Origin of the sequence: Pseudoalteromonas sp. US3C1013 (genome assembly GCF_048401115.1) — a bacterium.
GTDB classification, from domain to species: Bacteria; Pseudomonadota; Gammaproteobacteria; order Enterobacterales; family Alteromonadaceae; genus Pseudoalteromonas; species Pseudoalteromonas undina.
The window spans coordinates 1015001-1027711 of the sequence record NZ_CP183075.1 but is presented as its reverse complement, the minus strand read 5'-3'; the positions used below and the strand labels follow the sequence as shown (position 1 = coordinate 1027711).

Here is a 12711-nt window from a genome sequence, read left to right as displayed (position 1 = left end):
CGTTTAACTAAGTGGGAATGGATTAAAATTATAGGTTATTAAATCTGTCGAGAAGGTGTATTGAAACGTTTTAGTGTGATGGTGGGAAATGATTTTTATTTTTTGATACGGCCGGTTTAGCCTAAAATAAAAAGGGCATCAAAATTATTGATACCCTTTAAAACAAGCGTTTTATCTTAAGTTGTCTACAACATTAACAATGGCTGCTAAGGTATCTTGACCAAATTGATATGAACGACGATCTGACCAGCCGTAATCTGGATCAGGTAAGTCATTATTATCTTTAAATGGCATTTCAACGGTGTAAGTAAGCGCTTTAAATTCTTCAGCGGTCGCTGATGAACCTACTGTTAAATTAGCTTGACCTGGTTCGTCTTTATCGTAGCCATGCGTATCTTGAAACTCTGGAGTAATAGTTAAAAGCGCGGCTTTAAAGCTGTCTTCAAGGCCTTTTAGGCGTGCATCATAACTTGGTATGCCTTCACTACCGGCAACAAAGTTATATGGAATGGCTTCATCCCCGTGAATGTCAAGGTGCATATCTAAGCCTGCTTCTCGCATTTTATTAAGCACTAAGTAAACTTCAGGACTATTTTCCATGCTTGGTGTTTGCCATTCACGGTTTAAGTTAACCCCTTTAGCATTAGTACGTAAGTGACCACGTGCACTGCCATCTGGATTCATATTTGGCACTACATAGAATACCGCTTTTGATAGTAAGGCTGCTGCATGTGGGTCTTCATCGTCAAGCAGCTTGTGTAATAAGCCTTCTACAAACCACTCTGCCATAGTTTCACCTGGGTGTTGGCGAGCCGTGACCCAGATGATTTTTTTATCTGCACTTGGCTGACCAATTTTAAGCACGCTCATATCACGGCCATCAAGGGTTTGACCTAGCGTCTCTAACTGACAAAGCTCTTGGCTTTGTGCCCATGATAATAAGTCTAAATGGCGGTCGTAGCTGTAAGGAGCAAAATAGGCAAAGTAAACGCTGCTACACTCAGGCTCAAGCTCAAATGTTAGTGTGCCATTTTCATACGAAGACGGTACACGAAACCATGTTTGACGGTCGTATGAGGCAACAGCTTGGTAGTCTACCCAACCATCTGGGTATGCAGACTTATCAAGATTATTAATATTTAACTGATGTAATTGATAAGGCGTTGTTTCAAGACGAAAGTGAAACCACTGATAAAACTCAGACTGATGATCTTTATTAATTTCTAACTGAATATTTAACGGATCGGTGGCTTCAATAACTTTAATATTACCACTGTCAAAATTGCTACTGATTTTCATTACAACAAACCTATTAGTTAACTGTGTGTCTTGACCAAAGGATTTAGCCAAGAGGTAAGTACGTGTTAATGCACTTTAAACGGCTATTACTACGTACTCAATTTAATAAAGCGTACCATAACCACTACACTTTAAAAATCTTCAGACCTAAAAAAGCCAGCAAGTGCTGGCTTTTTTTAATTGCTCAAGTGTTTATCGAGGTAAACTTGGGAATGAGACTTCTGCCATATCGCGCATACAGCGAACTACCTGACAGCTATAACCAAACTCATTGTCGTACCATACGTAAAGTACAACACGGTTTTCATCTACAATCGTTGCTTGAGAATCAACAACACCTGCGTAACGGCTACCCACTAAATCGGTAGACACGATTTCAGTTGATGCTGTGTAATCGATTTGATCACGTAGGTCTGAGTGAAGTGCTGTTTCACGTAAAAACGCATTAAGTTCTTCAACCGTCGTGCTCTTTTCAAGATTCAAGTTTAAGATAGCTAACGATACGTTTGGTGTAGGTACACGAATTGCGTTACCTGTTAGTTTACCTTCAAGCTCTGGTAATGCTTTAGATACCGCTTTAGCTGCACCTGTTTCAGTGATAACCATGTTTAATGCCGCAGCACGACCACGACGTTCTGCTTTGTGGTAGTTATCAATTAAGTTTTGGTCATTAGTGTATGAGTGAACTGTTTCAACGTGACCATTCTTAATACCAAACTGATCGTTTAATGCTTTCAATGTTGGTGTTATTGCATTAGTTGTACAACTTGCAGCACATACAATTTTATCTTCAGGTAAAATATCTTGGTTATTTACACCGTAAACGATATTTTTAATGTTGCCCTTAGCTGGCGCTGTTAATAATACTTTTGCAGCACCTTTAGATTCTAAGTGTTGACCAAGGCCAGCTTCATCTTTCCAAATACCTGTGTTATCAACAACAAGTGCGTTTTCGATACCGTAGGCACTGTAATCAACTTCGCTTGGCGAATTAGCGTAGATAACTTGAATGTAGCTACCATTAGCTTTAATAGCATTACGTTCTTTATCAATGGTAATTGAACCATTAAACGGGCCATGGATAGAATCACGACGCAATAAGCTTGCACGTTTTTCTAAATCGCCGTCTTTACCACCACGCACAACAATAGCGCGTAGGTTTAAGTCGGCGTATGGGCCTGACTTTTCAATTAACAAACGTGCTAATAAGCGACCGATACGACCAAAGCCGTAAAGTACTACGTCACGTGGCGCTTTAGGCTCAGAATTAACAATTTCAGCTAGCTCGTCTTTAACGAACTCTTCTACTGAACGGCCATTCGCAGCCTCTGTGTATAAATAGCTGTATGCTAATTTACCAATATCGATACGGGCAGAATTTAATTCCATTTTGCTGATAGCTTCTAAGAATGGGAAGCTTTCACGTAGGCGAAGTTTAGTTCCTTCAAACTGGGCTACTGATTTGTGAGACTTAATAATATCAATAGTGCTTGAGTTTACTAATGGACGGCCGTAAACAGCGATTTCAATACCACGATTACGGTACAATTTACCAATAATTGGTTGCATGCTTTCAGCGTAATCTTGACGTTCTTGCCAGCTACTTGTGTATTCTAACTCGTGAGATGAGGTCATTTTTTTTACCTAATTAAACAATTTTGAACGGATAGCCTAAGAATGTATCGAATTTTGAGAGCAACACATTCCTTCGGGCAGGCCTATTCTAATTTAATCTCATTTTATTCTCTACTGTTAGAGACTAAAGTTTAGGCTAGAATAATATTATATGAGGGTCTGTTGACCTTTGCGGATTAAAATTTGTTCAAACTAGGGGCAATTTAATCGCGGCGCGAGGTTTGTAAGCTAGTGGGCTAAGTCAAAACCGAGCAACAAAGAGTAAATCGCCCCTAGGCAGAACCCTTCGGGCAGCGCCTGTTTGGCATTGATGCTGCGTTATCGCCTATTTATGGGGAATAACCACACCACATAGGCTCTGCCTTGCCTCAATACCAAACAGACTGCTGCAAATTCAACCTTGAAAGGTCAACAGACCCTAATAAATTGAGAGACTCGGATGGCTTTTAAGCACATAACCCTCACTTTTGCATTGTTGCTTGCAGGATGTGAAGAATCTTTTACCGTGGAAGATATTTGTGTGCAATCACCAGCCATGTGCAATGATCTTAACCAAGATGGCCACTGTAAAGCACAACGAGAACATACAATCTTTTATCGCTACCTCGAATCCTTACAACCAACCGATGAGAACAAATATCAACTACTCAAAGCGTTTGAGCATTACAACCAATGTATTGACTTAGCCGCTAATATTCAGCATATAAAACTAAAAGGTAAAACTACCGCCCGTCGACGAGCATATCTCACCAGTAATAGAGAAATGGCACGTATTTATCAGCAAACACAAGCAACCACTCACCCCGGCCTACTCTATTACCATTGGTCAAGAAACAATGATGAAACGGCACTCACCCGGCTACTTGCTCTAGAAAATACCCCCGAGGTGGAAACGAGTGCTGAAATGCAATTTTATTTAGCGTCTTATTACATTAAAGTTGATGAGCAAAAAGCAATTGATTTTTTATACAACACATTGGCATTAAATCAAGCTAAGCAAATACCTGATCCAGAAATATACACCTCTTTAATTAGCCTTTTCTATAAGCACCACCAATATAAGCACGCGTACATTTTTGCCAAAATAGCAGAGCTCTCTGGTATAAAAAATATCGATATATTATTAATTGAGCAGCAATTAATAGCACAAGAAAAGAATTTAGACAGTTTAGATGCCCTCGCCGAGCAAACATTACACCAAATAAACCAAGGAAAATTTATTTCTCCCCGGAAATAATACAACAGATACAAAAAAGGCAGCTTGCGCTGCCTTTTTGTTTATTTTTTGCTTGTGCCTACTTCGACACGGGTCTTTAACTTTTGCCCCGGCCTAAAAGTAACTACGCGACGCGCTGAAATTGGAATATCTTCTCCCGTTTTCGGATTACGTCCCGGTCTTTCTTTCTTATCTCGAAGATCAAAGTTACCAAATCCAGAGAGCTTAATCTGCTCGCCTTTTTCAAGCGCTGAGCGGATTTCTTCAAAAAACGCTTCAACTAAATCTTTGGCATCTTTTTTATTGATCCCGAGCTTTTCAAATAGGTGTTCAGCTATGTCGGCTTTAGTAAGCGCCATATCTAGTCCCTCAACGATGCATTAAACTGTTCGGCCAGTGCGGCCACCACGTTATCAACTACCTGATTGATATCTTTCTCTTCGAGTGTTCTATCAACCGCCTGCAGTGTTAGAGCAATCGCCAAACTCTTATAATTTGGCTCAATACCTTTGCCCTTATACACATCGAATAAGTTTAGGTCAACCAATTGATTTCCGCCAACTTTTCCGATGACGTTTAAAATATCACCAATTTTAACGCTGTCTTGTACTAAAATCGCGATGTCGCGGCGATTTGATGGGAATTTAGACACCCCTACAGCTTGAGGTAAATTTCTTTTTTCTAATGCCGACATTTCAATTTCAAACACAAAAGTAGCATTGTTGATATCTAACGATTTTTGCGCTTGAGGATGTAATGCACCAAAGAAACCTACTTTTTTACCATCAACATAAATAACGGCAGACTGGCCAGGGTGAAGACCATCCGATTGCTCAGCTTTAATTTCAAAGCGGCTAACATCGTTGGTAATTGCAAGTAATGCTTCAACATCCCCTTTTAGGTCATAAAAATCAACGTTACGTTTTTCTTCAACCCAATGCTCACCATGAACCAAACCAGTAATAACGCCACCAATAACAGGCACTTGGTATACACCATTTTCAGCATTTTCATCACTGATAAACTTAAGGCCGTGTTCAAATAAGCGAATACGAGGTTGTTGGCGGTTTTGGTTATACGCAACAGATGAAAGCAACCCTGGCATTAAACTTACACGCATCGCTGACATTTCAATTGAAATTGGGTGCGGCAATACCAATGCATTACACTCAGGGTGTAAAATAGCTTGCGCTTTAGGGTCAACAAAACTGTAAGTAATGGCTTCTTGATAGCCACGTGTTACTAAGGCATTACGAAAACGGCTCAGGGCAACAGTTGACTCATCATGCGTGGTCATTTTCAGTTTTGCAGTTGGTGCAACATTAGGAATGCTGTTATAACCGTATACACGTGCAACTTCTTCAATTAAATCTTCTTCGATACGAATATCAAAACGGTAGCTTGGTACATCAGCACTCCAGCTATCATTGTCAAATTTAACATCAAGTCCTAAACGCGTCAGAATATCGGTTACTTTCGTATCTTCAATATGATGACCAATAACGCGGTCTAAACGTGAACGACGTAAACGTACTTCAGTTACCTTTGGTAACTTATCAGCAGCCACAGCTTCAACAACAGGACCCGCTTCACCACCAACAATTTCAAGCAGTAACGCTGTAGCGCGCTCCATTGCATCATGTTGTAGAGCAAAGTCTACACCACGCTCATAGCGATGAGATGCATCGGTGTGTAAACCGTAGCTACGTGCTTGACCAGCAATGGCAACAGGGTTAAAGAATGCGCTTTCTAACAGAATATCAGCTGTTTTTTCAGTAACGCCAGATTGCTCACCACCAAAAATACCAGCAATGGCTAGCGCTTTATGATGATCGGCAATCACTAATGTCGATTCATTTAACTTTGCAGTGTTACCATCAAGTAAAACTAATTCTTCACCTGCGTTTGCACTACGTACTTTAATTCCACCCTCAATAGCATTTAAATCAAATGCATGCATTGGGTGACCAAGCTCTAATAACACAAAGTTAGTCACATCAACTACCGGGTCGATTGAACGCACACCACTGCGGCGTAGCTTTTCAACCATCCATAGAGGTGTTTCAGCATTAAGGTTAATGCCTTTGATAACACGCCCTAAATAACGAGGACAAGCTTCATCGTTAACCAACTCTATTGATACTTTATCTTCAATTGTCGGTGCTACCGCTGGAATACTTAATGTATTAACATCAATGCTGTTCAGTACGCCAACTTCACGAGCAAGGCCTTTAATACCTAAACAGTCACCACGGTTAGGGGTTAAATCTACATCTATGATGTTGTCATCTAACCCTAAGTATTCGCGTAAATCTGTGCCAATCGGCGCGTCAAGCGGCAATTCCATAATGCCATCGCCTTCTTCGCTAATGCCTAGCTCATCAAACGCACACAACATGCCGTGTGATGGTTGACCACGAAGTTTGGCCTTTTTAATTTTAAAATCACCTGGTAATACTGCACCAACAGTGGCAACAGCAACTTTAATACCTTGGCGGCAATTTGGTGCACCACAAACAATATCAAGCAGTTCATCACCACCAACATTAATTTTTGTTACACGTAGTTTATCTGCATCAGGGTGCTGGCCACATTCAACCACCTCACCTACAACAACACCATTAAATTTGGCTGCTGCCGGCTCTACGCCATCTACTTCTAAACCAGCCATTGAAAGCTGTTCCGAAAGAGCTTGCGTATCAATTGCAGGATTTACCCACTCTCTTAACCACTTTTCACTAAATTTCATTTTATTTCTTCACTCTTAACGGAACTGGTTTAGGAATTTTAAGTCGTTTTCGAAAAACGCACGTAAATCGTTTACGCCGTAACGCAACATAGTTAAGCGCTCTACACCCATACCAAAGGCAAAACCGGTGTATTTTTCAGGATCGATACCAACAGACTTAAGTACGTTAGGGTGAACCATGCCACAGCCTAATACTTCTAACCATTTACCATCTTTACCCATTACATCAACTTCGGCTGAGGGCTCTGTAAATGGGAAGAATGAAGGACGGAAACGAATTTCCATATCTTCTTCAAAAAAGTTACGTAAGAAGTCATGTAAAATACCTTTGAGCTCAGTAAAGCTAACGTCCGTATCGACCATTAAACCTTCCACCTGATGGAACATAGGTGTATGTGTTTGGTCGTAGTCATTACGATATACACGCCCTGGTGAAATTATACGAAGCGGCGGCTGCTCTGTTTCCATGGTACGAATTTGCACACCACTAGTTTGAGTACGCAACACCAACTTAGGATTAAAGTAAAAGGTATCGTGGTCGGCGCGAGCAGGATGGTGCTCAGGAATATTTAGCGCATCAAAGTTATGAAAATCATCTTCAACTTCAGGGCCTGATTTAACTTCAAAGCCTAGTTCACCAAAAAAGCTTTCAATACGCTCAATTGTACGTGTTACAGGGTGAAGGCCACCAGAAGGCATAACGCGCCCTGGTAAAGTTACATCGATAGTTTCAGCAGCTAGTTTTTCTTCAAGTACTTTACTCGCTAACAGCTCACGCTTGTCATTAATTGCGCTTTGCACATCTTGCTTAGCTTGATTGATTACCTGGCCTGCTTCTTTGCGTTCTTCAGGAGCAATTTTACCCAGTGTTTTAAGTAAGCTGGTGATCTCGCCTTTTTTACCAAGGTAGTTAACCCTGATCTCTTCTAGTTGCGCGATTTCACTGGCACTGGCAACTGCCTCAAGTGCTTGCGCTAATATATTTTCTAAGTTCATTCGATACCTGATCTTTCAAAGAAGGTGATTACAATTTAGTTAGCTAATGATAACTGAAAGCGGGGTCTAGATTCTAGACCTACTACAGCTTTAGCGTTGATTTTATGAAAGGAATAGTTAATTTTCGCTGTGCGGCCATGGATGCGTGATCTAATTTGTCTAATACATCCAATAATGCGCGCATATCACGACTTAAACGGGTTAATAAAAACCGCGCGCATTCGTCACTCAGTTCAAGACCGCGCATGTTTGCCCGCTTTACTAGCGCTTGTGCTTTATCATCATCACTCATAGAGCGAATTTGAAAGGTGGTACCCCACTTCAAGCGTGATTCTAAATCAGGCAAGCTAATATTAAGCATATTTGGCAGTAAATCAGCAGTTACTACCAACATTTTATTAGGCTCATTAAAGCGGTTGAAGAAATTAAATAACGCTTTTTCCCATGCATCATTACCCGCCACTAAGTGAACATCATCAATACATAATACATCTAGCGCCTCAAGACCATCTAAAACCATCGGGCCAAAATGTAAAACTTCTCGCATTGATAGCAGCATATTCGATAAGCCGCTCTCCTGGGCTTGAATACAGGTGGCGTATAACAAATGGGATTTACCTGAGTCTCCTAAGCCACACAAATAAGTATACTGAAAAGCTTGAGATAGCTTAGAAAAGCTATCTTTAAGGTGGTTAACCTCTAATGAGTCTTCTCCCCCAAAATAAGAGGCAAATGTTTCATCATCCGGTAAAGTAACCGGTAGCGCCATTTGCATTGGCTCTTGAGTTAGCATTAGTTTTCAACCCATTGATACTCTAGGCTTTGCTTATCAACTATGTGATAAAAAGCACGGGGGTCGACATAATCTTTAAAGGCATTATCAAGACCAAGGGCTTTTTTAAGATCGTTTACAGTGCCGGTATGATCTAGCTTAAATTCAACAGAATCGGGAGTTTTACGTATAATAACCGCTTGGGTGACAACACTTAGGTTGAGTAGACGGCGCTTTGCCAACTCTATATCCACAAAATTATCTGTCCCTTTTAAGGTCAAATTGGCAGTACGTTGCTCATAATACGCATTCGGATCGATCGCATATTCGCCAGCTAAACCTTGCGCTAAATCATCAATCATTTGCGCAACAATTTGCTGTCTATAGCCAATAATTCGGTTAGATTCAAACATTTCGTCATTAGTAAAACGCCAATCTAATACCCAATTATCGGAGTTAAACTCTTGATACATTCTAGCAGTAATACTGCGCTCAGCACTGTAACGTTTAGATGCCTCTTCTACTGGTTCAGAAAAGTTTCCCCAAACCTCAGGGACACCAACAAGGCGTCTATCTTGTAAATCAAGCAAAGGTACAACGACAGGTAATCCACGACGGCTTGCCTTATCATAAATTAGCTGCTCTAACTGTGGGTAACTTTCTTGAGTTACTAACTCTCGTTGCCTGTTATCTTCAATCCCTAACCAGATTGCAACCAGTGGTCGTTGCATTCCCCATAATGGCAAATTAAGCTCTTTGATTAGTGCATCGATTTTTCGTGCTTCAAACTTAACTAATAATTTAAGCTCTCCGGGGATACGCTCATCATATTCAAATTTCAGCATATAATCGGATATATCTTTAGTGCGTTGCTTAGCGACTCGATTTTCATCTGCGCTTTTGTCACCACTCACTTTTACTAATACGTTAAGCAACGCTTTGCGGCTAGCGTCTAAACGAGTATCACGAGATTTATCTTCTACGACCAAAATATCTTGATATAGATCAGTTACTTCAACTGCTGATACAGAAACACAAAAGAAAATGGATAAGGCGCTAATTAATAATCTATACACAGGCAAATCATTCATGGTTTTAAACTGTTTTGATCCTAAATCAAAGCCACTAACAAAGCAAAATTATATTTTTCTCAGTCACTAACGCCATTAAGCTCGCTTTAATGATCATAAAAAACCTCAAAGTAAATACCGACTAATTGAAGTCGGTTCTCTACTTAATTACGGCAATCACCTAGAATATTGTCGAGATACTAAACCCACTCTACGGTTGCCTGGTTAACGCTGTGCAACTGATAGCTGACGGCTGATAGCTGATAGCTGATAGCTGATATTTTCACTTTCCTGCAGACGTAAAAAAGCCCGACTCTTTCGAATCGGGCTTTCTCTTATTTGGAGCCTGGTAATGTCCTACTTTCACATAACAAATGCTACACTATCATCGGCGCTGTTTCGTTTCACTACTGAGTTCGGCATGGGGTCAGGTGGGTCCAAAACGCTATTGTCACCAAGCAAATTTGGGTGTCAGTCCGTATCGCTACGCACTAACTAAAATTTGGAATTTCTGATAATAAAGTCTTCTAGTATCTACTTTAGTTATATTAACTTCTTCGCTTGTTTCACTATCACATAAAACGCGTTTGGCGTTGTATGGTTAAGCCTCACGGGTAATTAGTACAAGTTAGCTTAATGGCTCACACCACTTCCACATCTTGCCTATCAACGTTGTAGTCTTCAACGGCCCTTCAGAGACTTTAAAAGTCTAGTGAGAACTCATCTCGAGGCCTGCTTCGCGCTTAGATGCTTTCAGCGCTTATCAGTTCCGAACGTAGCTACCGGGCAATGCCATTGGCATGACAACCCGAACACCAGCGGTTCGTTCACTCCGGTCCTCTCGTACTAGGAGCAACCCCTCTCAATTCTCAAACGCCCACGGCAGATAGGGACCGAACTGTCTCACGACGTTCTAAACCCAGCTCGCGTACCACTTTAAATGGCGAACAGCCATACCCTTGGGACCGACTTCAGCCCCAGGATGTGATGAGCCGACATCGAGGTGCCAAACACCGCCGTCGATATGAACTCTTGGGCGGTATCAGCCTGTTATCCCCGGAGTACCTTTTATCCGTTGAGCGATGGCCCTTCCATTCAGAACCACCGGATCACTATGACCTACTTTCGTACCTGCTCGACGTGTCTGTCTCGCAGTTAAGCTGGCTTCTACCATTACACTAACCGTACGATGTCCGACCGTACTTAGCCAACCTTCGTGCTCCTCCGTTACTCTTTGGGAGGAGACCGCCCCAGTCAAACTACCCACCAGGCACTGTCCGTAACCCCGATTCAGGGGCCAACGTTAGAACATCAAAACTACAAGGGTGGTATTTCAAGGACGACTCCACAAAAACTAGCGTCTCTGCTTCTAAGTCTCCCACCTATCCTACACATGTAGGTTCAATGTTCAGTGCCAAGCTGTAGTAAAGGTTCACGGGGTCTTTCCGTCTAGCCGCGGGTACACAGCATCTTCACTGCGATTTCAATTTCACTGAGTCTCGGGTGGAGACAGCGTGGCCATGGTTACACCATTCGTGCAGGTCGGAACTTACCCGACAAGGAATTTCGCTACCTTAGGACCGTTATAGTTACGGCCGCCGTTTACCGGGGCTTCGATCAAGAGCTTCTCCGAAGATAACCCCATCAATTAACCTTCCGGCACCGGGCAGGTGTCACACCGTATACGTCATCTTGCGATTTTGCACAGTGCTGTGTTTTTAATAAACAGTCCCAGCCACCTGGTCACTGCGGCTCCAATCAGCTTAGAGAGCAAGTCTCATCACCAATCGGAGCGTACCTTCTCCCGAAGTTACGGTACGATTTTGCCTAGTTCCTTCACCCGAGTTCTCTCAAGCGCCTTAGTATTCTCTACCTGACCACCTGTGTCGGTTTGGGGTACGATTCGGTATAATCTGAAGCTTAGAGGCTTTTCCTGGAAGTATGGCATCAGCAACTTCATCACCTTGGTGACTCGTCTCGTGTCTCAGCCTAACAGCAACCCGGATTTACCTAAGTCACTAGCCTACACACTTTCACATGGACTACCATCGCCATGCTTGCTTAGCCTGCTCCGTCCCCCCATCGCAATTATACCAAGTACGGAAATATTAATCCGTTTCCCATCGACTACGCCTTTCGGCCTCGCCTTAGGGGTCGACTTACCCTACCCTGATTAACATGGGATAGGAACCCTTGGTCTTCCGGCGTGCGGGTTTTTCACCCGCATTATCGTTACTCATGTCAGCATTCGCACTTCTGATACGTCCAGCATACCTCCCGGTACACCTTCAACCGCTTACAGAACGCTCCCCTACCACTCAGAATAAATTCTGAATCCGCAGCTTCGGTGCATAGTTTAGCCCCGTTACATCTTCCGCGCAGACCGACTCGACCAGTGAGCTATTACGCTTTCTTTAAAGGATGGCTGCTTCTAAGCCAACCTCCTGGCTGTCTGGGCCTTTCCACATCGTTTCCCACTTAACTATGACTTTGGGACCTTAGCTGGCGGTCTGGGTTGTTTCCCTCTTCACGACGGACGTTAGCACCCGCCGTGTGTCTCCCGGATATTACTTTACGGTATTCGGAGTTTGCAAAGGGTTGGTAAGTCGGGATGACCCCCTAGCCTTAACAGTGCTCTACCCCCGTAAGTATTCGTCCGAGGCTCTACCTAAATAGATTTCGGGGAGAACCAGCTATCTCCCGGTTTGATTAGCCTTTCACTCCTAACCACAGGTCATCCCCTAACTTTTCAACGTTAGTGGGTTCGGTCCTCCAGTTGATGTTACTCAACCTTCAACCTGCCCATGGCTAGATCACCGGGTTTCGGGTCTATACCTTGCAACTATTCGCCCAGTTAAGACTCGGTTTCCCTACGGCTACCCTAATCGGTTAACCTCGCTACAAAATATAAGTCGCTGACCCATTATACAAAAGGTACGCAGTCACCCTCGAAGGGCTCCTACTGCTTGTACGT

Annotated in this window: 8 protein-coding genes and 2 rRNA genes (1 of these 10 running past the window's edge); 1 reads left to right on the top strand and 9 read right to left on the bottom strand. The window is 42.5% G+C overall.

The window, feature by feature from the left end; translation table 11 throughout:
• Positions 1–171: 171 nt before the first annotated feature.
• Positions 172–1299 (bottom strand): M14 family metallopeptidase, encoded by a 1128-nt coding sequence (locus ACNSN2_RS04815; protein WP_054200633.1) that lies wholly within the window; start codon positions 1297–1299, stop codon positions 172–174.
• 192 nt (positions 1300–1491) lie between these two features.
• Positions 1492–2934, bottom strand: coding sequence for a glyceraldehyde-3-phosphate dehydrogenase (locus ACNSN2_RS04810; RefSeq protein WP_418608663.1), 1443 nt, complete (start codon positions 2932–2934; stop codon positions 1492–1494).
• 439 nt (positions 2935–3373) lie between these two features.
• Between ACNSN2_RS04810 and ACNSN2_RS04805 the strand changes: the two genes are divergently transcribed.
• Complete coding sequence (locus ACNSN2_RS04805; RefSeq protein WP_418608662.1) at positions 3374–4171, top strand: DUF2989 domain-containing protein; 798 nt, start codon at positions 3374–3376, stop codon at positions 4169–4171.
• 41 nt (positions 4172–4212) lie between these two features.
• Here the strand turns inward: ACNSN2_RS04805 and ihfA are convergent, their stop codons facing one another.
• From ihfA to ACNSN2_RS04770, 7 genes are all read right to left on the bottom strand, one after another.
• Positions 4213–4509, bottom strand: a complete 297-nt coding sequence (ihfA, locus tag ACNSN2_RS04800; protein ID WP_008114070.1) for an integration host factor subunit alpha — start codon at positions 4507–4509, stop codon at positions 4213–4215.
• A gap of 2 nt (positions 4510–4511) precedes the next feature.
• Positions 4512–6899: a phenylalanine--tRNA ligase subunit beta gene (gene pheT, locus ACNSN2_RS04795; RefSeq protein WP_418608661.1), complete on the bottom strand. Its 2388-nt coding sequence runs from the start codon at positions 6897–6899 to the stop codon at positions 4512–4514.
• Positions 6900–6914: 15 nt separating this feature from the next.
• Complete coding sequence (gene pheS / locus ACNSN2_RS04790; RefSeq protein WP_418608660.1) at positions 6915–7895, bottom strand: phenylalanine--tRNA ligase subunit alpha; 981 nt, start codon at positions 7893–7895, stop codon at positions 6915–6917.
• A gap of 82 nt (positions 7896–7977) precedes the next feature.
• Complete coding sequence (gene hda, locus ACNSN2_RS04785) at positions 7978–8688, bottom strand: DnaA regulatory inactivator Hda (protein ID WP_175573822.1); 711 nt, start codon at positions 8686–8688, stop codon at positions 7978–7980.
• Positions 8688–9743 (bottom strand): DUF2066 domain-containing protein, encoded by a 1056-nt coding sequence (locus ACNSN2_RS04780; protein WP_054201186.1) that lies wholly within the window; start codon positions 9741–9743, stop codon positions 8688–8690. The genes hda and ACNSN2_RS04780 overlap by 1 nt, the downstream gene beginning before the upstream one ends.
• 338 nt (positions 9744–10081) lie before the next feature.
• A 5S ribosomal RNA gene (gene rrf / locus ACNSN2_RS04775) occupies positions 10082–10196 on the bottom strand.
• A 138-nt stretch (positions 10197–10334) separates the two neighbouring features.
• Positions 10335–12711, bottom strand: a 23S ribosomal RNA gene (locus ACNSN2_RS04770) (it continues 508 nt past the right edge of the window).